General features: G+C 44.7%; 23 protein-coding genes and 1 pseudogene. 20 read left to right on the plus strand and 4 right to left on the minus strand.

The window, feature by feature from the left end:
- Positions 1-27 precede the first annotated feature (27 nt).
- From HC752_RS16815 to HC752_RS16840, 7 genes and pseudogenes are all read left to right on the plus strand, one after another.
- A complete protein-coding gene (locus tag HC752_RS16815; protein WP_190336321.1) occupies positions 28-696 on the plus strand; it encodes an ABC transporter ATP-binding protein in 669 nt (222 codons plus the stop codon).
- Positions 689-1867, plus strand: coding sequence for an ATP-binding cassette domain-containing protein (locus HC752_RS16820; protein ID WP_190336322.1), 1179 nt, complete (start codon positions 689-691; stop codon positions 1865-1867). Before HC752_RS16815 ends, HC752_RS16820 begins: the two co-directional genes overlap by 8 nt.
- Before the next feature lie 254 nt (positions 1868-2121).
- Positions 2122-2757 (plus strand): annotated as a pseudogene (locus HC752_RS25140) (ABC transporter transmembrane domain-containing protein); the annotation flags it as partial.
- 213 nt (positions 2758-2970) lie between these two features.
- Positions 2971-3600, plus strand: coding sequence for an ATP-binding cassette domain-containing protein (locus tag HC752_RS25145; protein ID WP_274602145.1), 630 nt, complete (start codon positions 2971-2973; stop codon positions 3598-3600).
- 858 nt (positions 3601-4458) lie between these two features.
- A complete protein-coding gene (locus HC752_RS16830; RefSeq protein ID WP_190336324.1) occupies positions 4459-5658 on the plus strand; it encodes a hypothetical protein in 1200 nt (399 codons plus the stop codon).
- Positions 5659-5678: 20 nt separating this feature from the next.
- Positions 5679-7049, plus strand: a complete 1371-nt coding sequence (locus HC752_RS16835) for an FAD-dependent oxidoreductase (protein WP_190336325.1) — start codon at positions 5679-5681, stop codon at positions 7047-7049.
- Between the two features lie 9 nt (positions 7050-7058).
- Positions 7059-8288 (plus strand): DegT/DnrJ/EryC1/StrS family aminotransferase, encoded by a 1230-nt coding sequence (locus HC752_RS16840; protein WP_190336326.1) that lies wholly within the window; start codon positions 7059-7061, stop codon positions 8286-8288.
- 186 nt (positions 8289-8474) lie between these two features.
- Here HC752_RS16840 and HC752_RS16845 read toward each other — a convergent pair whose 3' ends face one another.
- Positions 8475-9371: a LysR family transcriptional regulator gene (locus HC752_RS16845; RefSeq protein WP_190336327.1), complete on the minus strand. Its 897-nt coding sequence runs from the start codon at positions 9369-9371 to the stop codon at positions 8475-8477.
- Between the two features lie 225 nt (positions 9372-9596).
- Here HC752_RS16845 and HC752_RS16850 point away from each other — a divergent pair, with 225 nt between their 5' ends.
- Positions 9597-9947: a DUF413 domain-containing protein gene (locus HC752_RS16850; RefSeq protein WP_190336328.1), complete on the plus strand. Its 351-nt coding sequence runs from the start codon at positions 9597-9599 to the stop codon at positions 9945-9947.
- Between the two features lie 99 nt (positions 9948-10046).
- Here the strand turns inward: HC752_RS16850 and HC752_RS16855 are convergent, their stop codons facing one another.
- Positions 10047-10943 (minus strand): DMT family transporter, encoded by an 897-nt coding sequence (locus HC752_RS16855; RefSeq protein WP_190336329.1) that lies wholly within the window; start codon positions 10941-10943, stop codon positions 10047-10049.
- A 116-nt stretch (positions 10944-11059) separates the two neighbouring features.
- Between HC752_RS16855 and rmuC the strand changes: the two genes are divergently transcribed.
- Genes rmuC through tatC form a run of 7 tightly spaced genes read left to right on the plus strand, consistent with a single transcriptional unit; the run spans position 11060 to position 17078 of the window.
- Positions 11060-12562, plus strand: a complete 1503-nt coding sequence (rmuC, locus tag HC752_RS16860; protein WP_190336330.1) for a DNA recombination protein RmuC — start codon at positions 11060-11062, stop codon at positions 12560-12562.
- Positions 12563-12602: 40 nt separating this feature from the next.
- Entirely contained in the window at positions 12603-13385 is a 783-nt protein-coding gene (gene ubiE, locus HC752_RS16865; protein ID WP_190336331.1) for a bifunctional demethylmenaquinone methyltransferase/2-methoxy-6-polyprenyl-1,4-benzoquinol methylase UbiE, read from the plus strand.
- Positions 13386-13392: 7 nt separating this feature from the next.
- Complete coding sequence (locus tag HC752_RS16870) at positions 13393-13998, plus strand: ubiquinone biosynthesis accessory factor UbiJ (protein WP_190336332.1); 606 nt, start codon at positions 13393-13395, stop codon at positions 13996-13998.
- Positions 13995-15629 (plus strand): ubiquinone biosynthesis regulatory protein kinase UbiB, encoded by a 1635-nt coding sequence (gene ubiB / locus HC752_RS16875; RefSeq protein WP_190336333.1) that lies wholly within the window; start codon positions 13995-13997, stop codon positions 15627-15629. The genes HC752_RS16870 and ubiB overlap by 4 nt, the downstream gene beginning before the upstream one ends.
- 57 nt (positions 15630-15686) lie before the next feature.
- Positions 15687-15929 carry a Sec-independent protein translocase subunit TatA gene (gene tatA, locus HC752_RS16880; protein ID WP_190336334.1) on the plus strand — a complete coding sequence of 81 codons (243 nt, stop codon included), beginning with the start codon at positions 15687-15689 and terminating at the stop codon, positions 15927-15929.
- Positions 15930-15932: 3 nt separating this feature from the next.
- On the plus strand, positions 15933-16271 hold the full coding sequence (gene tatB / locus HC752_RS16885; RefSeq protein ID WP_190336335.1) for a Sec-independent protein translocase protein TatB: 339 nt from the start codon (positions 15933-15935) through the stop codon (positions 16269-16271).
- 54 nt (positions 16272-16325) lie between these two features.
- Positions 16326-17078 carry a twin-arginine translocase subunit TatC gene (gene tatC, locus HC752_RS16890; protein ID WP_190336336.1) on the plus strand — a complete coding sequence of 251 codons (753 nt, stop codon included), beginning with the start codon at positions 16326-16328 and terminating at the stop codon, positions 17076-17078.
- Positions 17079-17262: 184 nt separating this feature from the next.
- Here tatC and HC752_RS16895 read toward each other — a convergent pair whose 3' ends face one another.
- Positions 17263-18027 (minus strand): TatD family hydrolase, encoded by a 765-nt coding sequence (locus HC752_RS16895; RefSeq protein WP_190336385.1) that lies wholly within the window; start codon positions 18025-18027, stop codon positions 17263-17265.
- A gap of 196 nt (positions 18028-18223) precedes the next feature.
- Between HC752_RS16895 and hemB the strand changes: the two genes are divergently transcribed.
- The 4 genes from hemB (at position 18224) to HC752_RS25485 (ending at position 23536) form a co-directional block, all read left to right on the plus strand.
- A complete protein-coding gene (gene hemB / locus HC752_RS16900) occupies positions 18224-19267 on the plus strand; it encodes a porphobilinogen synthase (protein WP_190336337.1) in 1044 nt (347 codons plus the stop codon).
- A 101-nt stretch (positions 19268-19368) separates the two neighbouring features.
- Positions 19369-19692 (plus strand): hypothetical protein, encoded by a 324-nt coding sequence (locus HC752_RS16905; RefSeq protein WP_190336338.1) that lies wholly within the window; start codon positions 19369-19371, stop codon positions 19690-19692.
- A gap of 815 nt (positions 19693-20507) precedes the next feature.
- Positions 20508-23297, plus strand: a complete 2790-nt coding sequence (polA, locus tag HC752_RS16910) for a DNA polymerase I (protein WP_190336339.1) — start codon at positions 20508-20510, stop codon at positions 23295-23297.
- 191 nt (positions 23298-23488) lie between these two features.
- The gene (locus HC752_RS25485; RefSeq protein WP_438356636.1) at positions 23489-23536 is read left to right on the plus strand and encodes a hypothetical protein; all 48 of its coding nucleotides are present in this window, start codon (positions 23489-23491) and stop codon (positions 23534-23536) included.
- 515 nt (positions 23537-24051) lie between these two features.
- Here HC752_RS25485 and yihA read toward each other — a convergent pair.
- A complete protein-coding gene (gene yihA, locus HC752_RS16915; protein ID WP_190336386.1) occupies positions 24052-24705 on the minus strand; it encodes a ribosome biogenesis GTP-binding protein YihA/YsxC in 654 nt (217 codons plus the stop codon).
- A gap of 150 nt (positions 24706-24855) precedes the next feature.
- Between yihA and HC752_RS16920 the strand changes: the two genes are divergently transcribed.
- Positions 24856-25473, plus strand: a complete 618-nt coding sequence (locus HC752_RS16920; protein ID WP_190336340.1) for a c-type cytochrome — start codon at positions 24856-24858, stop codon at positions 25471-25473.
- Positions 25474-25647 lie beyond the last annotated feature (174 nt).

Genomic DNA, 25647 nt, shown 5'->3' on the forward strand with positions numbered 1-25647 from the left:
GACTCCTCTCAGGTCGCCAATCAAAGCTTGTCTGGTGAAACTATTACACTTCTGGATGGTTTAAAAAAAACTGAAAAAGCCATTGCTCCCAATTTGCTTTTTCGGTCATTAATTCTTCAGGCTTTTCCTAAGCTCTTTCTCACGATTATTGGTCTTAATATCTTTGGGAAGCTGGCGTTTTTACTTGGTTTGCTGGTCAGTGAAAACCTTCTTCGCGAGAGTAACCCTTTATACTTGTCCATTGTTTTTGGGGTTATGTTCGCTTTTTCAAAAATATTGAGCCTTGTCACGCATTATTTTTCTGGATTGTATGGTGAAAAAACCTCTAGTGCCATTGGGCTCTTCTTTTTCTCAAACATTAACCGAAAACTGTTGACAGTTAATTCACTCAACCTTGATAGCACCCAATTCTCTTCAGGGAACCTAAAAGTATTGGTCGCCTCTGATATCGGACATGTTCAAAGATTTTTCAATGGTCTTCTTTCTAGTGTTGTTCCAGCTTTAACCACCCTTGCTATTTTAGGCCCATTTCTTTGGCAAAGAATGGGCCTTGCAGGTCTGTTGGCACTAATAGCGTCTTTTGGGCTTATCCCTTTTATATTAGGGATAGTCAAAGTGATTAACAGATTCCAAAAGTCTATCCAAAAGCAAGAGGATGATCTCACCACTCTAGTGGATGAATGGATGAATGGATGAATGGCTGAATAATGTCAGGCTTGTGCGTTACTTAAGTTTAAACACAACCATAAGTAACTCCATACATAAAGCGGTACATAAATTAGTATCACTGTGCTGTAAACAACACTCTGTTGTTATTGTGAGTGATACGTTAGCTATGGTTTGGTGGATGCTTCCCATTATATTACTGTGTTATGTCGCCAATTCAATGGAAGCTTCTTATTCCCTCGCCACACTGTTTGGCTCTGTGTGGATTCTTAATCAGCTTAATTCTGAAATAAAATTTATCCCATTTTCTATACGCGATTATGCCAGTGCAAAAGCGTCTTTAGATCGGATAAAACGCTTTCTGTCATTGCCCGATATGGATGAACAATTGCTACCACCTGTGGGTATAGGATCAAAGCCATTTGAACCGGTTAAAGTTCACTTTAGAGGAGTGTCACTCAGCCCTGGCGGGACGAAAGTCTTCAGTAACTTCAATACTTCTTTCGATCTTAGAGAAAAGACCTTCATCATCGGTGCAGTTGGCTCAGGTAAGTCTGTCCTGCTAAAGGCTATTATTGGCGAGATCGCACCTGATAAAGGTGAAATTAGTATCGAGCTTGAAAACGGTGAGGTATATAACCTTTGGCATGAGGATGTGTATAAGCAGTTTCGTCAGTACCTTGGATATGTGCCACAAAGCCCTTACCTTTCTAATGACTCACTTAAGAACAATATATCGTTGGACTCCAAACCAGATATTAACCGTGTTATGGATGCAGTACATTTCTCTCAAATGCTGCCCGATCTTGAGTCATTGCCTTCAGGAGTCGAAGAAGAAATTGGAGAGCAAGGCGTTAACCTATCAGGTGGACAGAAGCAAAGAGTCAGTATTGCAAGAGCTTTTTACATGGATAGACAAGTCTTAATAATGGATGACCCTTTTAGTTCTTTAGATCAAAACACCGAAAATTTCTTTTTTAATGAACTTACGGAACATGTTAAGTCTTTCATTATTTCAACGCATCGATTATCCAATATCGATAAAGTGGAACGGGTTCTCTTACTAGAAGGTGGGCAAATATTGGAGGATGGTCATGCAAGTGATCTACTTACCAGAGAAAAGTCTAAATTTGCAAAATTTATTAATAGCACTTATCAAATCATGGGTGAAACACAATTAAAGGGGGCTTCTAATGGGTAGGTTTACGTCTGTAGAAGCCCTTAGCGATAAAGAAAGCTCAGCCAGAACACTGTGGAAGTTTATTAACGATGCTTCATTATTAAAAAAGCTCTTTCTTGTTTCTTTTTTTACATCATTTATTAGTGCCGCATTACCGCAATTATTTCTTTTGTTATTGGGCTCGATGATTAATTGCGAAGAAGGTGAAGGATGCATTAGAGAGATTGCAGTGTTTGATTGGTCATTTAGCCTCCCATTAACTTTTTCTCTCTTTTTTTGCACTCTTTGCTCTGGCTGCGGCTGCTCGCCTAATCGCTTTGTCTACTTTAGAGCTTGCTGGGCTTTGGTCTTCTCAACGTATTCACAAAAAAATGATTCGCTCACTTTTACGTACACGTACGACCTTTTTCGATGAAAATCCGTCTGGGCGTTTAATTAACCGAGTTATGGGAGAGTTTGCAGCAATAAGGCTTGGTGGACCAATGCAACTGGCAGATGCATTGCATTCAAGCACAGAGCTGTTCTGCATGATGATTATTGTGGCTCTGGTTAACCCTTTACCGGCGCTGGGCATTATCCCTATTCTTTGTTTTTACTTGTACTTTCAAACTCGTTATGCACCGATGCTTGGTCACCTACGGGAATTAATTTCACAGGCTGATGGCGATGTTCTTCACAGAGAAACGGATCTTATTGAGGGTAGAAATATTTACCGTCAATATAATCGAGAAGACCACTTACTGAGCCGAGTTCATGATTCATATAAGAGAAAACTCAATCTACAGCTTTTCCGTGGCAAACTACAAAGCTGGGGAGGGTTGTGGAGAGGAGCGGCATCGGCTGTATTTTCAATTTCAGTTTATGGCTTTGTCATCGCGGGCATTTACAATGAAAGCCTGTCATTGGCTTTAGCTGGTGTCATTATCACAGTCCTGTTTGGCCTTGAGAAGAATATTCTCTCAGTCTCGCTTTCAACAACAAGCTTAAGTCGGACAACGGCTCATATACGAAGAATCTATGAATTTATCGATCTTCCCAACGAGATGGATGAAGAAAAAGACATCAAAAAGGGACGAGTCAATGAAGCCCCACAAGCGGGGGACATTGAGTTTTGTCATTTCAGTATGTCTTATCGGAAAGACAGTGCCCCAATTTTGGAAAATCTTAGCCTTACTATTCCGTTAGGGAAGCATGTTGGCATTGTCGGTAGAACAGGCTCAGGCAAATCTAGCCTTATTCAGTCACTTTTACGTATGGTTTACGTTAACAGTGGTGACATCAAAATAGCGGGTCGTTCAATATACGACTACGATACCGAAAATTACCGCCAACTATTTGGGGTAGTGCCCCAGGATCCTTATCTCTTCAAAGGTAGTGTGAGATTTAATCTGACGGGAAGTAATGAAGCTATTGTTGACAGCAAGCTTCAAACTATACTGAATAAATTAGGTCTTAGCGTTGATCTGGACGAACAAGTTCAGGAGGGAGGCAAAAACTTGAGCTTAGGGCAAAGGCAGCTTATGTCTCTAGGGCGGATTTTAGCTTCAAATCGTCAAATTATTATTCTCGACGAGCCAACAAGTTCCATCGATATTCATTCTGACACCCAGATTCAACGAATAATTAAAGAGGAATTTGTTGGATGTACAGTAATTACGGTTGCCCACCGTACCGGAACTCTAAAAGATGCCGATATGATATTTGAAATTGATAATGGGGCGGCAAAAGAAATTACGTTAGAACAATTCACTTAGTGCTCGGAATCAAGGAGATTGTTTCGACAAGGTTATTGATTGCTAATTCCCGCAGTTTGCTGGGTTTTTGTCCAGAGGGAAAGGCCCGACATTCCGTTATTATTGCTTGGCAAATCAGACCTGGCGACATTAGAGAGCTACATGTTGGCAGACTTTATTGTACCCACACATAAGTTAACGACAATAATGGTTGAGTTTACGAAGCTCTGCTATGTGTTAAATCCGATGCTCTCAAACATTGCTCGTGTTTGGTTTTGCGATGTTGCCTTAGGTGGCGTTTCTACTCCACCGGCTCCCTTTCTTTACTCAACCCATCTATCCACGCATCCCATCTATCCACGCATCCGTTTGTTTGTTCACGTTATTGAGCTATTTGTTATTTTACATTTGGTCCTATTTCTATGGATCAGAATGTTAACGTGCTTGTAACTTCATTTAAGTTGTTGCTTTCTATGCCTGCCTGAAATTCGGTAAATCTTAAATCAATTACTCTGATCGTGTGAATGAGTGTGCTGTTAATGCCTGTTTATCAGGAACTACTTAATATTTTGTTCTTAAAAAACAATATTCTATCGTTTCATCTGGGAAGTCGATGTCCGCCGCATTAGGTTATAAAACAAGTTGTTGTATGCCTTATTGTGTATAGCATCCATTCCACGTAAGCACTGCCTATCGATTTGTTAATACGCGTGCCTTTCTGTGTCTCTGTTATTTGCAGGAGCAATGGCAATTCCGCTTCACTTCGAACACTCAACTCGAAAATGCTTTTCCAGCGCAGTGTTTAAAAGCCCAATTATCCCTATATATCCAGTGTGTTTTATGGGGAGCCGTTAATTGACTTTTCATTAAGGGACGATTTTGTTTAAAAATATTGATTTGCCTGGTTTATATAAGAATTCATCTTCTTTATTTATGAATAAACAGGTTCTGGCTATTTTCCTTCTTGCGAGTGCAAGTGCCGCCGTTAACCCCTATAAAAATATATTTGGTATTGATGTTGTTGGTGTCTCTGAGCTTTCTTACAGCTTGGTGATGTTGTTTTCTGGCATCATCATTACGATATTCAGTATTTTTTTTGGCATGCGTTCCGATATAAATGGCAGCTTCGTAAAGTACATTTATATCTGTGCTTTTTGTGGCATTGTCGGAAACCTTAGCCTGTACTTTTGGCCGAATGACATTGTTTATTTTGTTGCTAACTGCCTGTTACTCCCCGTCTTTTTTGTCATTAACTCGTTGATCTTTGGTTATGCTGCGGCAAAGCGCCAGAACGTGGAAGGGGGGGATCCGCACAGAGAAAACGCGGCATTACGCTCGGTTTACTCCATGGGCTATGTACTGACACTTGGCGTGATTGGTTCTTTAGCGTTAGAGAAGAATCAACTGATTTATGTATGGCTGTACGCAGGCATCTTTGCTGCGCTGATATTGGGTGTGTTTTCCAATGAACCCATAAGAAATGCGGAGTATCAATCCGATAAGGCTTCCGAATCCTTATTCAATGTTTTTAATAAAGAAAATGTCATTAAGTTAATTAGCGTATCTCTTGTGACCAATATGCTGTTTACATTAGATGCGACGGTCCCCCTTATTATTGTGAATCAGGTTCAAGGTGGGTATTCCGGTATCGGTGCGTTTGAAGCAAGCATTGCGATTTTCGAAGTGTTCTTTATTTTTTACTGGTCGCGTTTAGCCTCAAAAATGCAACCATCCAGTGTCATTATTATTGGGGCTGTGATTTTTGCTATTTCTATCTCGCTGCTTTCCTTCACAAAAACCATGACACATATTTATTTGCTCATTCCTATGCTCGCGCTTGGCGCTGCATGCTTAATCAGTATTCCTATTGGTTTCTTGCAATCGCTGGCAACGGGGCGTGCTGGAGTGGGTGGTTCGTTACTGTCTATCTCTTTCTTTATTTCTTCGTCAGTGTCCTCTGTGGTCTATTTCGTTGGTATGTATTACTTCGAGACCAAAGGGGCTATTTGGTTATCGTCCATCGTTGGGCTGGTTGGCTTGCTCGTACTGTATTTCATTGACGAAAAGAAACATCAATAAAAACAATACAAGGAGAAAGTATGAGTAACCTATGCGTCGTTGGTGGTGGCTTATCGGGGTTAGAGTTTGCCCTCTATGCCGCAATAAGTGGAAAGCGTGTGCACATCTATGAAGCCGGTCCAAGCCAGCGTCAAGAGCATGTGCACTTTGATACCCGAATACTAGTGGGTGATGAAAAATTAAGACCTTGGATGGCGAATAACCATTGGGGGCAAGGTGGCATCAGTGAACGGCTGGGGGGGCGATCGCTGTGTTATCACGGGGTGATGTTGCCGCTTGAAGAGGCAGCAATAGCCTCTTGGCCTAAGAGCTGGCAACGGATCTTGGCGGGCAAAAATGGCTTATATCAAGAATTAACCCAAGAGTTTTCTGCTCAATTCCCAGAGATGACGCCTTCCAGCCCCGTTGCGGATTTTTTAACACATGTCCCTCAAGCCGCTCGGTTTATGGAAGATGGCCGATTCACTTCCTACAGCCCGATGTATCTTCTGGACAGTTTTATCCGAGACGGGGTGATCACCATTGAGCGGGCAAAAATCGCGAAGGTGGCAAAATCCAATGGTCAGTTTTATCTTACAGACACAAGCGGTAAGACCGTGAATCAAACAGGGTTTTCAAAGTGTGTGCTGGCGGCATCTGCCATGGTGAACAATGCCATCATGGCCAGCTCGCTTGGGCAAAGCTTTACCTCTGAACTGACCGATCATTACTGTTTGGGCATTGCCGTCAAAGTGAAAGAAGGCACCGAAATTGGTGCCTATCGACACGAAATGTTGTGGCATGGGTACAGCCAGCATCATGACCTGAACGCCAATATTTTTGTGGTGGAGCGACCTCGAACATCGGATGGCGACCGATTGTTGTTACTGATGGCGGTGGTGGAACAAAACCCAGAAGACTCCCCGTTGAGCCAGTTGCGCTGTCAGGTCCGTGGTGGCAAAGCTGAGCTCACGATCGATGCCCACCATTCCAAGCGTGACGTCGAAAATTACAACAACGTCGCCCATCGATTAGTGGCATTTGCTCGCGAAAAGTTGAATGTGGATCTGCGTGCGTTATCCCCTACGGAAGACGAAAAGCAGGGCAAACACTTCAAGTCCTTTGGTGACTTATCCATTCAAGATGAATTCGACAATGCGCTTAACAATTTAGAGACCACTTCTCAAACCAATGTTTTTACTCGGTTCACTTTTCCTTATGGCGCTTATGAACACGAGAGCGCTTGTCACCCGTTGGCAGGAAAAGGTGTTAACGCATTAACCGAGGAACTCGAATTAGCCGCGATGCCTGGGTTGTATGCCGTTGGTCCTGGGGCGTTTCCAAGGTTAGGCATTGCAAACCCTGCATTGACGATTTGTGCTATGTCCCGTTGGCTAGCATCACACATTTAGGAAAAGAAAATGAGCAACAAAACCTTAGCATTATTCGGTGGTGAGCCGATTGTTTCTGAGCCGCTTCCAGCGTGGCCGAGTTTGGATAAATCGGTACTGGGAGACATTGAGAACATTTTAGAAACCGGAGAAATTAACTACTGGACAGGAAACCGTGGGCGCAAGTTTGAGGCGGATTTGGAGTCTTACCTAGGTGATGGCCATGTGATCACGACCACCAATGGCACCTCGGCTTTGCATACGGCATTCAGTTCCCTCGGAATCGGTGATGGCGATGAAATCATCTGCCAGCCATACACCTTCATTGCCTCTGCTTTTTCCATCATGCAAGCCGGTGCGACCCCTGTATTTGCGGATGTGGATGAAACCCACACGTTGGATGCGAGCAAGTTAGAGCGCCATATTACGCCAAAAACCAAAGCCATCCTTGTGGTTCATACCTTCGGGGTGCCAAGCGATATGGATGCCATCAATGCCGTTGCCAAAACGCATGGTTTGTTGGTGATTGAAGACTGCGCGCAAGCGCTAGGGTCGCAATACGATGGTCAGTTATTGGGTACCGTGAGTGATGCGGGGTGTTTTAGCTTCTGTCAAAGCAAGCACATCACCACCGGTGGTGAAGGCGGTGCGATATTTGTCGGTTCTGACGATCTGGCGTGGAAATGTCGCTCGTTTCGGGATCACGGTTTTGATGTGGAAAAACGCCTGCACTTGTTTGAATTGGAGCAAAAGCTCCCCTACATTCACGTGAGATTGGGTTTCAACTTCAGAATGACCGAGATTCAATCGGCGATTGGCATCAAAGAGTTAGCGAAGTTTAACCGTGGCAATCTTGAGCAGCGCATCAAAAATGGTAAGCGCTTGACCGCTTTGCTGAAAGGGCACCCTTTGGTGGCACACCTGCCTGTAGACGATGAAAAAAGAGTGAATTCATATTGGTGGGCGCCTTACATCTTGGATATGTCACTGCTAGATTGTGACATCAAAACCTTTGCCGATGCGATGGCTGCCGAAGGGGTGCCTGCGTACCCGGTTCCTTGGCCAGAGATCTATAAAGAGCAAGCGTTTGCCAATATAGAGGGCTCACCTTCCTTAGAAGAATGGCAAGCCGACTGCCCAATGGCGAAAACATTGGGGGAAACGACATTGGTATTCCATACTCACCCCGTATACGACGAGCATTTAATGGAAGCGTTCTACGCCGCCTTCAATAAGGTGTATGAGCACTACAAGAAGTAATCAAACGTTAAGACCTTCCCATCGGAAGGTCTTATTTATTCCATTCATCCTCAAATATGTTGGGATAAATCACACACTAATTCCGCTGTGGAAACCTGATGTCAGGGGTGTCTTTTCCTTGGTGCTGAAACACGTGAACGAAGCAAAGGCATCGACCATCTAAGGTTAATGTCGGCTCACCACTTCTCAGCGTGACTCCCCCCTCATTTCCCCAGCCTGTTGCAAACTGAATGCCGTTAATGGGTCGATGTCTTTCACCATACTTTCGATGCGTTGTACGGCTTCGATGGCGGATGTGTCCTTGCGATAACTCAGATAAATAGGTCTATACCACGGTTCTATGTCGTTGATTTGATGTAGCTGACCAGACGCAACAAAGGGTTCAACAATGGAAGCGGGTAAATAGGCGGCACCGCCCTTATCTAAAATGAAATCCAACGCAATACGAGCGGTTGATGTCCTGAGAATCGGCGGAGCAAGTTTGCAATGTCGAGCAGCGTGCTCCGACGCAAATCGCGTCCCCCAATCGACATACACATAGCGGTTGTTCAGAGCGCTATGGGCATCGGTTTCTCTCGTTGAAACCAACAACAGAACCAAGTCCGCTACTTTCTTACAGGCCAGCTCGTCTGACTTGAGAGGATCAAACGCAAACGCCATATCGAGGGTTTTTTCCAATAACCGTCGGTTAAGGTTCTCTCGCGCTAATGCTTCAGCTTGAAAGGCGTAACCGCTAAATGTGTCGGCGATAACACTCAAACAGTTTTGCAAATACGCATCCCAGATATTGGGTGTGCCAGCCAAGGTCAGTTGAATGGACTTATCTTCTGCCAGCGACAGTTCTGTTTTGGCTTGCTGAAGCGTATTCACCATGATCTCGGCGTAGGCGATCAATTTTTCTCCGGCGTTGGTGAGCTTAATGCTGTTACGGTCGCGGATGAATAAGCTGGTATCGAAGTGGTTTTCTAACTGTTTGATCCGAGCGCTGACGGCAGCTTGGGTGATGTAGAGGTTTTCTGATGCTCGTCCAAAGTGACGAACTCGGGCAACTTCGAGAAACGTACGGAATACTTTTACATCCATAATTTATCCAGAGTGGCTTAGCCTGTTTTGATACCCAATAAACGCGCACTTGAACCCGTGTTTTGAGGCGACTTGGGTATATGTATTTTTAGAAATGTGAGACTCACAAATCAATAATAGCTTTTTGTGTTTACGATAAAAATAATTTGTTTTTCTTTTTCTAATTTACGTCCTAATTTCACCTCATACGACACCTTTTTATTAGAATCAATACCTGAGGCAACTATGTCAGACATCGAAGTTCGTGTTGGGCAAAAACGTTTTTTCGATAATAAGAAGTTTCCACGTGGATTTGGAAAATCCGGAGACTTTACTCTTACGGAGTGCGACCTTCTCACTACCTACGGTGAAACGCTTCATGCATTACAGCACGGAGAGCTAGAACCAGAAAATAGTGAAGAAAAACACTTCCTTAAGGTGCTGGAAAACCCTGGAAAGGCAAAGACAAAACTTGAGAATGTGTGGTTAAAATACCTTAAAATCGCCTACGGTCGCCGTACTTTCCATACTCTGCATACGATCGGTAAACCGAGCGAAGAAGAAGCGGACGACTTGGTCTCAATCGACGACGAATAACCCAAGTTTAACCGCCCCAACACTATCATTTCTACAGCTAACTGTTTGTAGAGCCTACGGCACCTATAAGGTGCCGTATTTGTTGCTTGAATTCGAGCGTTACTGACGGGCTTTAGGTGTGCGTTTGATTTGCTGAATGAGTAATCCACCCACGATCATCACTAAGCCGATGAAGGTGGAAGGGGGGATCTCCTCACCAATAATGGTCGCGAGCAGCATCAACGAAATAAACGGTGATGTGAATATGAGGTTACTGATTCGAGCGGTGTTGTCCGTTGCCTTTAGCGCACTCAGCCATAAAACGAATGTTACACCCATTTCAAACAGCCCGACATACGTTACAGCCGCCCAGCCTTTTAGGCTGATTTGCCCCCAACTTGCTCCTTCATAAAAACTGAGAGCAAAGGCAAACGGCAACGCGACCAGAAACCCAAGCAACACACCCAAAATAGGATCGGCTTTGTTTTTGGTGTTTAAGATCCAATAGCCTGCCCATAACACAGTGGACAGCAAGGCTAATCCAACACCCAGTGGATTCTCAAATTCCAGTGCCAGCACATTGCCTTTGGTTGCGATCACCACCACGCCAGCATAGCCAAATAGGCAAGCCGCCCAGTCTTGCTTACGAATCTTTTGCCCTAAAAACACCGCCGCCATTAACGTCAGTGTGATTGCCCAACTGTAGTTGAGGGGTTGAGCTTGCGAAGCCGGTAACAAGTCGTAGGCTTGGAACAGAATCAAATAGTAGAAGAGTGGGTTGATAAGCCCAAGCAACAGGTAGAACCAAGGGTTGGCAGTAAATGTGCCTTTTAGTTTGTGGAGCTTTCCTTGAGCACCACAAATCGACCCTAAAGCCATGGCAGAAACCAAACTGGCCACAGTGAGCATCTGGATTGGGGTGAATTCCGCCAGTGTCAATTTGAACGCAGTGGCGACCGTAGACCATAAAAGTACGGCACTGATGCCATAAATCAACGCCTGACGCTCATTTTTCATACTTCATTTTTCCTTATTGCTGGGCGCGCAAATGAATGGGATTTCAGCCAAAACTGGACATTTATCCAGTGTAAAAATACTATCAAAGGGTTAAGTCAGAAACCTAGGCAAACATTATGCAGTGGATAGTGGAGAATCAGCAGCTTCTTTTCAGCGCTTTTGGCATTTTTGTCACTGGAATGATCATGTCAGGCTGGTGGGTGAAACAAAAAATGCGGTTGGACGTGCAGCAACAAGCGCAAGAATTGGAGACAGAGAAACAACTCCACCAAAAAACAATCGAGCAACTCACCGCAGCGCAGCACGATTTGGATGAGCTTGATACTGCCCGAGACCAATCCGCGTTTGAGTTAAAACAGGCTCACGGAAAAATGCTGGTCGCAATGGAGAAGCTGAGGCAATTAGAATCACTCCGCCAAGAGAAGCAAGAGCTGACAGCCACGGTAGAACGGCTCAGGAGTGAACTGGCAGAAGCACAAGCCTGTTTGCGTGAGCAAGAGGCCCGCCATCAGCAAGCTCAGCAAGCCAATGAGGAAAAACTCGCCTTGCTAGAAAACGCGGAACAGCGCCTTAAGCAACAGTTCGAGCACCTTGCGAACCAATTGTTTGAAAACAAAACCGCCAAAGTCGATCAACAAAATCGCCAGAGCTTAGAAGGGCTACTCAACCCACTCAAAGACCAGATTGAAGGGTTTAAAAAACAAGTGTCAGACAGTTTTGGGCATGAAGCCAAAGAACGCCATACCTTGGTGCACGAACTGCGTAACCTACAAAAGCTCAATGAACAAATGGCGCAAGAAGCACTGAACCTTACTCAAGCGCTGAAAGGGGACAACAAGCAACAAGGCAATTGGGGAGAAGTGGTGCTGGCACGTGTGTTAGTGGAATCCGGTCTTCGTGAAGGGCACGAATACCAAACGCAAGTCAGTTTGCAAGACGAAGCGGGCAAGCGCTATCAACCCGATGTGATTGTTCACTTACCCCACGACAAACAAGTGGTGGTGGATTCCAAAATGGCGTTGGTCGCGTATGAACGTTATTTCCACGCCGATAGCGATTCTGAGCGCAATGCGGCATTAAGTGAGCACCTACTCGCGTTGCGTGCACACATTAAAGGCCTCAGCCAAAAAGATTACCATAAGCTCAAAGGCATTCAGAGCTTAGATTACGTGCTGATGTTTGTGCCCGTTGAACCTGCGTTTCAAGTCGCTATCCAAGCGGATCCGAGTTTGGTAAAAGACGCCATGAGGCACAACATCATTCTAGTGAGCCCAACCACTTTGCTGGTGGCACTGCGGACCATCGACAATTTGTGGCGTAATGACAGGCAAAATCAAAACGCCCAAATCATTGCTGAGCGAGCTGCCAAGTTGTACGACAAACTCCGTTTATTCCTGACCGATATGGAACATTTGGGGGGCGCGCTGGATAAAGCCAATCAGAATTTTCAAGGTGCCATGAACAAGCTGGTGACCGGAAGAGGCAATGTGGTGCGGCAAGCGGAGAGCTTCAAAGATCTTGGGGTCGAAGTGAAACGCAGTATTCCAGATACCCTGTTGGAAATCGCACAAAATGACACGTTAGTGGAAAGACAACCGCTTGAGGATAAAGTAGACTAAGCGCTCGCAATGCCCAAGCGATTGTTTACGAGGAAAGATAATGACAGAAACAAACGTTCAGAATACCCCTGCTTCACCCGTTGACGACACAACGCATTTTGGCTTCACAACCGTTGCCAAAGAAGAGAAAGTGGAGAAAGTGGCCGAAGTATTTCATTCGGTTGCGGCGAAATACGACATCATGAATGATTTGATGTCGGGTGGTATTCATCGGTTGTGGAAGCGTTTCACGGTTGATTGCAGTGGCGTGCGCCCTGGTCAGCAGGTTCTCGATTTGGGCGGCGGTACAGGCGACTTGACGGCAAAATTCTCTCGAATTGTGGGTGAAAAAGGGAATGTCATCCTTGCCGATATTAACAACTCCATGCTGAATGTCGGTCGCGACAAACTGCGTGATAAAGGCATCGTCGGTAACGTCAATTACGTTCAAGCCAATGCCGAAGAACTGCCCTTCCCAGACAATCACTTCGATTGCATAACCATCAGCTTTTGTTTACGTAATGTGACGGACAAAGAAAAAGCCCTGCGCTCAATGTACCGTGTGCTTAAGCCAGGTGGTCGCCTGTTGGTGCTGGAATTCTCTAAACCCGTCTTTGAACCGCTTTCTAAAGTCTATGACGCGTATTCTTTCCACTTACTGCCCAAAATGGGTGAACTGATCGCGAACGATGCGGAAAGCTATCGTTATTTGGCGGAATCCATCCGAATGCACCCAGACCAAGATACATTGCAAGGCATGATGGATGAAGCGGGCTTTGAACAAACCAAATACTACAATTTAACGGGCGGTATTGTTGCATTACACCGCGGTTTTAAATTTTGAGGTGATTATGCCATTTGAACCTTTGGTCACCGCCATGGTGGAAACCACACTGAACACTCTGATTCAAGATGACCCAGCTTTAGTGAAACGCATGACTCGTCTGAAAGGGCAGGTGATCCAGGTTCACGTAAAGGAAATCAACAAAACCCTCACGTTTATTTTTAGCCAGCAGATTGACGTACTGGCGCACTTTGAAGGGAAAGCGGATTGTTACTTGTCTTTAAGCTTGAGCGTATTGCCCGAGTTGCGTGAGCAGGCAAACATTACTCAGCTGATCAAACAAGACAAGCTGGTGCTGGAAGGCGATATTCAACTGGCACAAAAATTTTCCCAATTATTGACCGACGCCAAACCCGATCTCGAAGAATGGCTTTCTCGTATCACTGGCGATGTGATTGCTCACACCGTTGTCTCCGGTGCGAAACAAAGCGTAGAGTGGATCAAAAAAAATGCAGAGAAAAAGCAAGACCATTTGGCTCAAATTTTAACCGAAGAGTGGCGTATCGCCCCGCCTCCTCTTGAAGTCGCACACTTTTGTGATCAAGTGGATGATATTGCCAGTGCTGTCGCGCGCACGGAATCTCGCCTAAATGCACTGCTGGAGAAAGCATGACGCCAGCCGAATTACGCCGCCTATATCGCATTGTCAAAGTTCAGCTTGAATATGGGCTGGACGAATTATTACCTGAACATCATCTGACTCGCGCCCCACTTCTTGCTCGTAAAGGGCTGTTTTGGCTTAAAAACAAACATCAAGACAAAGATCTCGGTCATCGTATTCGTTTGGCGCTGCAAGAGTTGGGACCTGTTTGGATCAAGTTCGGTCAAATGATGTCGACTCGCCGCGATCTGTTTCCCCCTCACATCGCCGACCAATTGGCATTGCTGCAAGATCAAGTTGCTCCTTTTGATGGTCAGCTCGCGAAAGATCAGATGGAAAAAGCACTTGGCGGCAGCTTAGATAACTGGTTTACGGATTTTGATATCAAACCGCTTGCCTCGGCTTCAATTGCCCAAGTGCATACCGCGAAACTGAAAGACAGCGGACGCGAAGTGGTGCTTAAAATCATCCGCCCAGACATCAAGCCCATAATCGACGCCGATTTGAAACTGATGTATCGGATGGCGAAAATCGTCGCCAAAGCGTTGCCAGAAACCAGACGCCTAAAGCCCGTTGAAGTGGTGCGAGAATACGAAAAAACATTGTTGGATGAACTCGATCTAAGACGAGAAGCCGCCAACGCAATTCAACTAAGGCGCAATTTTGAAGGCAGCAAAGAGCTGTATGTACCTGAAGTGATTTCGGATTTAAGCAGTGAAACCTTGATGATATCTGAACGAATTTATGGGATTCAGGTATCGGACATAGAGGGGCTTCACGCCAACGGTACAAACATGAGCTTGTTGTCTGAGCGTGCTGTGAGCGTTTTCTTTACTCAGGTGTTTCGAGACAGCTTTTTCCACGCAGACATGCACCCAGGGAATGTGTTTGTGAAGCTGGAACACCCAGACGATCCAACGTGGATAGGTTTGGATTGTGGTATTGTCGGTACATTGAACAAAGAAGATCAGCGCTACTTGGCTGAAAACTTGTTGGCGTTTTTTAACCGCGATTATCGCAAAGTTGCTGAGTTGCACGTGGATTCAGGTTGGGTACCCGCCGACACCAATGTGCAGGAATTCGAATTTGCGATCCGTATGGTGTGTGAGCCGATATTTGCCAAGCCACTGGGGGATATCTCGTTTGGGCATGTCCTCCTAAACCTTTTCAATACTGCCCGACGCTTTAATATGGAAGTGCAGCCACAGCTGGTCCTTTTACAGAAAACGCTGCTTTATGTCGAAGGGTTGGGGCGTCAGCTCTACCCTCAGCTCGATCTGTGGAAAACCGCGAAGCCCTTTCTAGAAACTTGGATGGCAAATCAAGTCGGTCCACAGGCTGTGATCAATGCCGTGAAAGATAAAGCGCCCTTTTGGGCAGAAAAGCTGCCAGAATTACCAGAGCTGTTGTACGATAGCCTTAAACAAGGTAAGGCTTTAGATCAGCGGATGGATAGGCTATATCAAGGGTACTGTCAATCCAAGCGCCAGCAAGGAACCGGAAGGTTTTTATTTGGAATGGGGGCAACCTTAATTGTGTGCGGTGCTATCTTATTAGATAGCCAATATGAACCCTTTGCTTTAAGCAGTGGCCTCGTAGGTGTCACATTTTGGTTGTTTAGTTGGCGTGCTTATCGCAAATAGGCTGTAAACTTTCGTTAAAAGACAATATTTTTAAAAAACTAACCCGAGGTGAGAGAAATGGGTATTAGTGTAACCCAACTTATTATCATAGCCGTTATTGTGCTATTGCTGTTTGGAACTAAGAAGCTGCGTAACATTGGTGGCGACTTAGGCGGAGCTATAAAAGGTTTCAAAAAAGCGATGAACGATGAAGATAAAATCGCATCTGAGAAGAAAGACGCTGACTTTGAACCACAAAATATCGAGCAGAAGAAAACCGACGCCACTTCTGATACCGCTAAAAACAAAGAGCAGGCGTAATACGTGTTTGATATCGGTTTTTGGGAACTGGTATTAATATCGGTCGTCGGGCTGGTGGTTTTAGGTCCGGAACGGTTACCAGTTGCCATTCGTAGTGTTTCTCGATTCATCGGTGCAGCGAAGAGCATGGCAAATAACGTGAAAGAAGAACTGTCGCACGAGCTGAAAGTGCAAGAGCTGCAAGATAACCTGCGCAAAGCGGAACAAATGGGGATGGAAGATCTCTCTCCCGATTTGAAAGCCTCTGTTGATGAACTCAAACAGGCGGCGCAGGATGTACAGCGGCCTTATGCGAATAAGGAAGATGCTCCAGCACCTTCAGATAAGAAAACCGATGAGTAACCTAAAGGGCTGCATCAGGTAGCTCTTTTTTGATCCCCGTTGTTGAGGTTCGATATGTCTTCTGTTGAGCAAACGCAGCCATTGATCAGTCACCTAATTGAATTGCGTAACCGACTATTGAAAGCAATCGTGTCGGTTATGTTGGTTTTTCTGGGGTTGATCTGGTTTGCCAACGATATCTATGAGTTTGTTTCCGCCCCTTTAATTGAAAGGATGCCGGAAGGTGCGACCATGATCGCGACCGATGTGGCATCGCCATTCTTTACGCCGCTGAAGTTAACCTTGGTGGCCTCGATTTTTGTTGCCGTTCCTTTGATTCTTTATCAGATCTGGGCGTTTGTTGCCCCAGGTCTTTACAAGCACGAACGCAAGTTGATCATGCCACTGCTGTTTTCGAGCTCGATATTATTCTATTGTGGTGTCGCGTTCGCATACTTTGTGGTTTTTCCGCTTATATTTGGTTTCTTCACTGCGATTTCCCTTGGTGGTGTTGAGTTTGCGACGGACATTTCCAGTTATTTGGATTTTGTTTTGGCGCTGTTTATGGCGTTTGGTATTGCTTTTGAAGTGCCGGTAGCGATTATCTTACTGTGCTGGACTGGTGCCACGGATGTTAAAACGCTCGGTGAAAAACGCCCTTACATTGTGGTTGCCGCGTTTGTCGTCGGCATGATGTTGACGCCGCCAGATATGATTTCCCAAACGCTATTGGCGATTCCAATGTGTTTGTTGTTTGAGGTAGGGCTATTCTTCGCCCGCTTCTATGGACGGCGAGAGCCGCAAGAAATCGGGCAACCTGAAGAATAAAAAAACTGCGCCATCAGAGCGCAGTTTTTATTTTTAGGTGTCTATATTTCACAAAGCATTGTGGTTCTCATAAAATCTTGTAGTTTTCATAAAGATTGTGATTTCCATAAAGATGGTGATTTCCACACAGCAGTGCTGTATCCACAAAACAGCCTTAGTTGGCGATATGGTTTCGTACAGGTCTTTACGATAAACGGAACAGTTGTTTCGCATTCTGAGTCGTGAGCTGATCGACCTGTTCTAATGATAATGCTCTAAGGTCGGCTATGCGCTGGGCAACGAGCTGGGTGTAAGCGGGTTCATTCCGTTTTCCACGATGTGGGACGGGCGCAAGGTAAGGGCAGTCGGTTTCCATAATCACGTAATCCATGTCTAAATGAGGGATGACGTTGTCCATCCCGCCATTTTTGAATGTAGACACTCCCCCTAAGCCAAGATGAAAGCCTAGGTCATTGATCGCTTTGGCTTCTTCTAGGCTCCCCCCAAAACAATGAAATACACCAGAAAGACGCCCATCTTGCTCTTTCGCCAGTAGAGGTAACGTGTGTTCTATGGAATCTCGAGTGTGAATCACAACAGGTAAATCGAACTCTTTTGCCCAGTTGAGCTGGGTTGTGAATGCTTTTTCTTGTTCTGCTTTAAAGGTTGTATCCCAATAAAGGTCAATGCCGATTTCACCGACAGCAATAAAGTGATGCTTATCAAACCAAGAATAAATTTCAGCCAGAGTACTTTCTACATCGGCGTTCACATAGCAAGGATGCAGCCCCATCATCGAGTGGCAAATATTAGGAAATTGTGCCTGTGTTTTTAACATGGGTGCAATCGAATCGAGATCGATATTCGGCATTAGAATTTGGTTTACATTTTGTTCTAAAGCACGGGCAATCACGGCTTCTCGATCTTCATCAAATTCGGTGGCGTAAATGTGAGCGTGGGTATCTATCATGTTGGTATTTGGGCGTTGATGACAAAATTCTCGTCTCAGTATACCCGAGATTTTAAAACTCATACTCGGGATTTTAAAACTCATACTCGGGATTTTAAAACTATGCGTCTAAGGGCATTTTTGTTGATTCTTGCTGGCGTGATAGGGCGAGAGTGATATAGTTTCTGCCAGAATTTTTCCAGACAAGGAGAAGAGCGTGTCTGTTTCCATCCAAGGTCAATTTCCTGGTCGCCGTATGCGACGTATGCGAAAGCATGACTTTAGCCGCCGTTTAATGGCAGAAAACCAAGTAACAGTGAACGACTTGATTTACCCAATCTTTATCTTGATGGGTAAGAATCGACGTGAACCCGTGGAGTCAATGCCGGGCATTGAGCGTTTATCGATCGACTTGATGCTAGAAGAAGCGGAGTATTTGTCTAAATTGGGTGTGCCTGCCATTGCTCTTTTCCCGGTTGTTACTCAAGACGCTAAAAGCCTATGTGCGACAGAAGCGTATAGCCCTGATGGGTTAGTGCAACGTGCTGTGAAGCTGTTAAAAGAGCACATTCCAAATATTGGCGTCATCACCGACGTAGCATTAGATCCGTTTACGACGCATGGACAAGACGGCATCATTGATGATGATGGCTATGTGTTGAATGATGAAACGACAGAAGTGCTCATCAAACAAGCGATTTCCCATGCCGAAGCCGGCGCTGATGTTGTCGCACCTTCCGATATGATGGATGGCCGTATTGGCAAAATTCGTGAAGCGCTAGAAGAAGCGGGTCATATTCATACTCAGATCATGGCGTATTCCGCGAAGTACGCTTCACATTATTACGGTCCTTTCCGTGATGCCGTCGGATCGGCATCTAACCTAAAGGGTGGCGATAAGAAAAACTATCAAATGGATCCTGCTAACAGTGATGAAGCATTGCAAGAAGTCGCGATGGACATCAATGAAGGTGCGGACATGGTGATGGTGAAGCCCGGTATGCCATATCTTGATGTGGTTCGCCGCGTGAAAAGTGAATTGCAGGTGCCGACTTTTGCTTATCAAGTCTCGGGTGAATACGCAATGCATAAGGCGGCGATTCAGAATGGCTGGTTGAAAGAAAAAGAAACGGTCTTGGAATCCCTTCTCTGCTTTAAACGCGCAGGTGCCGATGGGATTTTGACTTACTTTGCCAAAGACGTCGCCGAGTGGCTTGCGGAAGAGGGTGCGCAAGCAAAAGAGAATACGCAATCGGTATAAGTGTTGACCGATGGTTTAATGTCATTCAAAAGCTGAGCCTGATGGTTCAGCTTTTTTTCTTTAGGAGTCAGTATAAAAATTCGAACGGAATGCCGAGATAAATGCATTTAAGTGGTGAGGGTATTGAGGTGGTGAAGGCGATTCCTGAAATTGTAATAAAGGAAACCGTCGTCAACCTAGTCAAGCGGCTGCAAGACAAGACCCTCTCATCTTTGTTGCAGAGGAAGGAAAAGAGGCATAGCTCAAATGTTAAAGAAGAAGCAGGAAGAATGGGCGATAAAAAAGCGGAGACAAGCAAAGTCCCGCAACGAATTTTGTCTATGTTGAGGTTGTTAATTTCCAACAGGTATTCTATTGATATGCTTAGAAATACCTCAAAATCTCTTGAATGTCGGATTCACGTTACCAAGGAATGCATAAAATAAATGAGAAAAATTCTCGTTTATTGCTTGACCTGTAAATGAGAATCATTATTATTGAGTTTGTCTTAGGGAATAAGGAACAGTTCCAAAGGAATTGATTTCAGTTTCAAGCGAACTTGCACTGATTCTTGAATGACACGACATTGCTCACATTGCTTCCAGTGTAATTTAGCTTTAAGGCAAAGTGATATATTTATCATTTTGACCAGTTCTGCTAGGCGACATCATTCGATGTCGCTTTCTTTTATCTAAAATTTACTCCTTTCTCTCCATCGCTGTTTCATTTTCATGGCTTCGCAGCGCAGTAGCTGTACCGCACTTAGATGATAGGAGTGGAGGTAAATTCACCTCAATTGGTTCATAGAACGTTCGCTATTGATTATTCAATACTCAGCATGGTGTTTTTTGACGCCATAATCGAATGCCCTTCCTTTTCTGCTGATTAAAATATCAAATATTTCTATTGATTTTTTAGAAATTTTTCTCCGGTTCAAATTATTTTCCACAAGGCATGATCATGGGAAGATCAAAGATCTTAGGAATTAACTTTGTTTAAGTTGTTGTATTAATTGATTTTAAAATGAAAATTAGCCTATTTTACTTACTGTTAATCTTCTGTGGGTAACTTTTACCAACAGAGTTATCCACAGTCATCTCTGTCGTTTGTTGCGCAACAAACCTTTTTTTCAGGCTCGTTTTTACTGAGGGGTGATAAATGGCACTCCCGCTTCAATTTGAGTTTGCGGACGTGGTATCACAAGGCGAGTCATGGCATTCTAAGCCCATTATTTCTCGCACTGTATTTGGACAGACAGATTATGGCAACCATACCAGACAACCCTTTGATTCTCATTGATGGCTCATCTTATCTTTATCGGGCGTTTCATGCTTACCCCGGTACCATGAGCAATGGCGACATACCGACCAATGCGGTTTATGGCGTGGTGAACATGCTGCGCAGTATGATGCGCCAGTTCAGCTCGGAGCGAATTGCGGTCATCTTTGATGCCAAGGGCAAAACATTCCGCGATGACATGTATCCGGAATACAAGGCTAACCGCCCCCCAATGCCTGATGACTTACGTTGTCAGATAGAGCCTTTACACAATGTGATTAAAGCGATGGGATTGCCCCTTATTTCCATTCCTGGTGTAGAGGCTGATGACGTTATCGGTACATTGGCAAGTCAGGCGTCGAGATTGGGTATGCCTGTATTGATCAGCACTGGCGACAAAGACATGGCGCAGCTGGTGGATGAAAATGTCACACTGATCAACACGATGACGAACGTTGTTATGGATCGTGAAGGCGTTGTGGATAAATTTGGTATCCCACCTGAGCTGATTATCGACTACCTCGCCCTGATGGGGGATAAAGTCGATAATATTCCAGGCGTTCCGGGGGTTGGGGATAAAACCGCGACGGCTTTGCTGCAAGGCATCGGAGGGTTGAATAAGCTGTATGAAAATTTAGACGATATTGCCTCTCTTGGCTTCCGTGGTTCAAGAACCATGGCGAAGAAGCTAGTGGACAACAAAGAGAATGCTTACCTATCTTATGAGCTGGCTACGATCAAACTGGATGTTGAGCTGGAAGAGACACCCGAAACGCTAAAAAAAGAGTCACCAAACAAAGATGAATTGATCAAGCTGTATGGGCAATTGGTTTTCAAATCATGGCTAAATGAATTGCTTGAAGGCGGTACCGGTGAAGTGGAAGCCATTGGTCGTCATGCGTCGGGTTCGAGTCCCGTTTCTTCTTCAGATGAGATGGATACCAGTGCCGTTTCCATTGATCGCAGTCAGTACGAGACGGTATTAACACAAGACAGTTTTCACCGTTGGTTAGATAAGCTGAAAGCCGCTCCGCTGATGGCCTTCGATACCGAGACGGATAGCTTAGATTATATGGTGGCGAACCTTGTGGGCTTATCGTTTGCGACTGAAGAAGGTGTGGCGGCGTATGTGCCTGTTGCGCATGACTATCTGGACGCGCCAGAGCAATTGGATCGAGACTGGGTACTGGCACAACTCAAGCCCCTACTGGAAGACAGCAATGTGGCTAAAGTGGGGCAGAATCTAAAGTACGATGCCAGCGTATTGGCACGTTATGGCATCGACATGCAGGGCATTCGGCACGACACCATGTTAGCGTCTTATGTGTATAACAGTGTCGGCGGTAAGCACGATATGGACAGCCTAGCGCTTCGCTTCCTTCAACACAGCTGCATGTCGTTTGAATCCATTGCAGGTAAGGGTAAAAATCAACTGACCTTTAACCAAATCGACTTGGAAGATGCATCGCCTTACGCGGCAGAAGACGCGGATGTGACGCTTCGTTTGCATAATCGTATTTACAGCAACCTTAAGCAAGATGAGAAGCTCAACCATATATACCAAGACATCGAGATGCCTTTGGTTCCAGTGCTATCACGTATTGAGCGCACAGGCGTGATGATTGACGACATGTTATTAGGAGCTCAATCGCAAGAAATTGCGGTGCGATTGGATGAATTGGAACAAAAAGCGTATGAGCTGGCCGGCGAAAAATTTAACTTAAGTTCGCCAAAGCAACTCCAAGCCATATTGTTTGAAAAAATGGGCCTACCTGTTTTAAAGAAAACACCATCGGGAGCCCCGTCAACGAATGAAGAAGTCTTGCAAGATTTAGCCTTGGATTATCCGCTGCCAAAAGTGCTTCTAGAATATCGCGGCTTGGCAAAACTGAAATCGACTTACACCGATAAACTGCCGAAGATGATCAATCCGACAACCGGTCGAGTGCATACGTCTTATCACCAAGCTGTTACCGCTACAGGGCGTTTTTCTTCAACGGATCCTAATTTACAGAATATCCCTATTCGAAATGAAGAAGGTCGACGAATTCGTCAAGCGTTCGTTGCGCCTCATGGTTGGAAGATCCTCGCGGTCGATTATTCTCAAATTGAATTGAGGATCATGGCGCACTTATCGGGCGACCAAGCGCTTTTGGATGCCTTTAGCCAAGGGAAAGACATTCACTCCGCAACGGCCGCAGAAGTGATGGGGGTCGATATTGATCAGGTCAGTAGTGAACAGCGCCGCCGTGCTAAAGCCGTCAACTTTGGGCTTATCTATGGTATGAGTGCGTTTGGGTTAGCGAAACAACTGGGTATTCCGCGTGGTGAGGCACAGGGGTACATGGATAAATACTTTGAGCGCTACCCTGGCGTGATGCAGTATATGGAAGACACTCGGAGCAGTGCAGCCGAGCGCGGGTATGTCGAAACGCTCGAAGGTCGTCGCTTGCACCTGCCGGAGATAAAATCACGTAACGGTATGCGTCGTAAAGCGGCTGAGCGTGCGGCGATTAACGCACCAATGCAGGGCACAGCAGCCGACATCATTAAGAAAGCCATGTTATTGGTGGACGAGTGGATACAAGCTGAAGGAGAGGGCAAAGTGAAGCTGCTGATGCAGGTACACGATGAATTGGTGTTTGAGGTAGAAGAGTCAGTCCTTTCCGAGGTTGAAAGTAAAGTACAAAAACTGATGGAATCTGCCGCAAGCCTAAATGTCCCATTAGTGGCTGAATCTGGGTATGGAGATAACTGGGATCAGGCCCATTAGCCAAATTTTGCTCTAATTCATCAAATAACTATGAGCCAGCGCACACGCTGGCTTTTTTTTAAGTAAAATAAAGTCGTATAAAATAAAGTGTTAATGTAGTTATTACAAAATATTAATGAAAAAAAACTACAAAATAGTTTTCATCTATGTGTAAATGTTGTACATTATCTCTCGTAGGGTACAGAGGTAAGATGTTCTATCTTTCAGACCTTTTGTTTCACGTTATTGGATTAGGCTGATTCAGCCGCCCCAGTCAGTTTTTGACTGGGGCGTTTTTTATTGCATAAAAAACAATACACTGCTGTCAAAGTAAGCATATATTGCTTGTTTTCCACACGTAGTCTCATTTGTCCTCGGCATGCTTTTCAAAGCGTATCTGCCCATTTTTTTGTTGAATTATCCTTTCTTAATCAAGTTAATTATTTCGATTCCATGAGAATAAATGTCGTCAATGAATATTTAGTGTAGGGCTTTTTGTAGTAAAAAACCTTATTGTCAATAAGATGTTTTTTGTAAAAAATTAAGCTTGATCTAAATTAAGTTACGGAAGACATGAAACAAGAGGTTTATGCAAATAAGCCCTGATAGGAAAAGGTGTCAGACGACAAGGTTTTTACAAAAAGTAGAGAAAGACCTTGAGTTTTAGCGGGAGATCATGAATGCTTTTTAACTATAATAATAATACCTCCTATTTCTCTCCCGTTGCCCCACCCAAGAGGTGGGGACTTTTGTATGTATGAGATAAAGTGACTTATTATTCACCGGGTTGAATCGGGTATTCATCCTCTTGCATCTCTTCTATCAGTGCTGGAGCAAACCATTCATCCATCTTAGCTCTTAATTGGTCGACCCCAATGCCTTTCAAAGAAGAAAACACGTCTACTCTCACTTCACCACCATACGCTAACGCGGCTTCACGAATTTTTAGTAGTGTGGCTTTTCTTGCTCCGCTTTTCAGTTTGTCTGCTTTTGTCAGCAATACTTGAACTGGGATGCCGGAATCGACAGCCCAGTAAATCAGTTGTTGATCCAAATCTTTCATTGGATGACGAATGTCCATCAGAACCACTAAGCCTTTAAGCGACTCACGTTTTTGAAGGTATTCACCTAGTGATTGCTGCCATTTCTTCTTCATTTCTAAAGGAACTTGAGCAAATCCATAGCCAGGAAGATCAACAATGTGGCAGTTGTCGTATACTTTAAATAAGTTGATTAACTGAGTTCGACCTGGAGTTTTGCTGGTTTTTGCTAAACTTCTTTGGTTAGTTAGTCGATTTAGGGCACTGGACTTACCAGCGTTAGAGCGACCAGCAAACGCAACTTCTATTCCCTTATCCTCTGGCAAGTGACGTATGTCAGGGGCGCTGGTAATAAAATGTGTGTTCTGGTAATGAATTTTTGCGCTCACTGTTAACTCCATCTCGTCTTTGTGTAGTCGATTGATTACTTTTTTGTGAATTTGTGTAAAATACCCTTGCTCGGCATAAGGTCGTTTTACTGTACCCATAGCCAACCACATTATGTGGTACTGGAAGCTTGATAATTATAATGGAATGTCATGAAAAAATTAGTGCTAATCTTGAGTTTATTAGCCAGCTGCTCTGTATGGGCCCAAGGTAGTATTGAAGCTGGTAAAGCAAAATCTCTTACATGTGCGGCCTGCCACGGTGCAGACGGTAACAGTTTGATTCCAATTAATCCAAAACTGGCTGGTCAGCATGCCAAATACCTTGAGAAACAGTTACAAGATCTCAGGTTAGGCGGGCAGACAGGCGGAAAGCAAGGTCGATATGATCCTGCTATGAGCGCCATGGCCGCTCCATTGTCGGACGAAGATATCGCAGATCTTGCTGCGTATTATTCGTCTCTTACAGCCGCAGAAGGCACCACTCCTGATGAAGTGGTCGATCGCGGAAAAGTACTGTATGCCGCTGGTGACATGCAACGTGGTATTACAGCATGTATTGCTTGCCATGGTCCTCGTGGTAACGGAACAGAGCTTTCAGGTTTCCCTAAAATATCGGGTCAACACCCTGACTACATCAAAGCTCAGTTGGTGAAATTTCGCTCTGGAGAACGCAGTAACGATATGAATGCAATGATGCGTGATATCGCGAAAAAGTTAACCGACGAAGACATCGACATACTGTCGAAATACATGGGCGGTTTGCATTAAGCTTTCTTGAAGACAGCTCAATCTGTCCTCATTATGATCAAAAAGCGGCGATTTTATTGCCGCTTTTTACATTTCAATTCCACCGACCGCTCTTTTTACCACGATTATGCAGAAAGTGCTCAATAAAACTCCACTCTAACCTCACTTTCTGGTATGTTTCGCATCCCTAACTGA

The sequence above is a fragment of the Vibrio sp. S9_S30 genome (genome assembly GCF_014694455.1).
In the GTDB taxonomy this organism is placed as follows: Bacteria; Pseudomonadota; Gammaproteobacteria; order Enterobacterales; family Vibrionaceae; genus Vibrio.

What these genes read in the sequence shown, in the direction of transcription:
- HC752_RS16870 (WP_190336332.1), top strand. Translation starts at nt 13,393, where the DNA reads ATGCCATTTGAACCTTTGGTCACCGCCATGGTGGAAACCACACTGAAC.
- HC752_RS16820 (WP_190336322.1), top strand. Translation starts at nt 689, where the DNA reads ATGGATGAATGGCTGAATAATGTCAGGCTTGTGCGTTACTTAAGTTTA.
- ubiE (WP_190336331.1), top strand. Translation starts at nt 12,603, where the DNA reads ATGACAGAAACAAACGTTCAGAATACCCCTGCTTCACCCGTTGACGAC.
- HC752_RS16835 (WP_190336325.1), top strand. Translation starts at nt 5,679, where the DNA reads ATGAGTAACCTATGCGTCGTTGGTGGTGGCTTATCGGGGTTAGAGTTT.
- HC752_RS16845 (WP_190336327.1), bottom strand. Translation starts at nt 9,371, where the DNA reads ATGGATGTAAAAGTATTCCGTACGTTTCTCGAAGTTGCCCGAGTTCGT.
- HC752_RS25145 (WP_274602145.1), top strand. Translation starts at nt 2,971, where the DNA reads ATGTCTTATCGGAAAGACAGTGCCCCAATTTTGGAAAATCTTAGCCTT.
- tatA (WP_190336334.1), top strand. Translation starts at nt 15,687, where the DNA reads ATGGGTATTAGTGTAACCCAACTTATTATCATAGCCGTTATTGTGCTA.
- polA (WP_190336339.1), top strand. Translation starts at nt 20,508, where the DNA reads ATGGCAACCATACCAGACAACCCTTTGATTCTCATTGATGGCTCATCT.
- ubiB (WP_190336333.1), top strand. Translation starts at nt 13,995, where the DNA reads ATGACGCCAGCCGAATTACGCCGCCTATATCGCATTGTCAAAGTTCAG.
- HC752_RS16920 (WP_190336340.1), top strand. Translation starts at nt 24,856, where the DNA reads ATGAAAAAATTAGTGCTAATCTTGAGTTTATTAGCCAGCTGCTCTGTA.
- HC752_RS16855 (WP_190336329.1), bottom strand. Translation starts at nt 10,943, where the DNA reads ATGAAAAATGAGCGTCAGGCGTTGATTTATGGCATCAGTGCCGTACTT.
- rmuC (WP_190336330.1), top strand. Translation starts at nt 11,060, where the DNA reads ATGCAGTGGATAGTGGAGAATCAGCAGCTTCTTTTCAGCGCTTTTGGC.
- HC752_RS16840 (WP_190336326.1), top strand. Translation starts at nt 7,059, where the DNA reads ATGAGCAACAAAACCTTAGCATTATTCGGTGGTGAGCCGATTGTTTCT.
- HC752_RS16850 (WP_190336328.1), top strand. Translation starts at nt 9,597, where the DNA reads ATGTCAGACATCGAAGTTCGTGTTGGGCAAAAACGTTTTTTCGATAAT.
- HC752_RS16895 (WP_190336385.1), bottom strand. Translation starts at nt 18,027, where the DNA reads ATGATAGATACCCACGCTCACATTTACGCCACCGAATTTGATGAAGAT.
- tatC (WP_190336336.1), top strand. Translation starts at nt 16,326, where the DNA reads ATGTCTTCTGTTGAGCAAACGCAGCCATTGATCAGTCACCTAATTGAA.
- HC752_RS16905 (WP_190336338.1), top strand. Translation starts at nt 19,369, where the DNA reads ATGCATTTAAGTGGTGAGGGTATTGAGGTGGTGAAGGCGATTCCTGAA.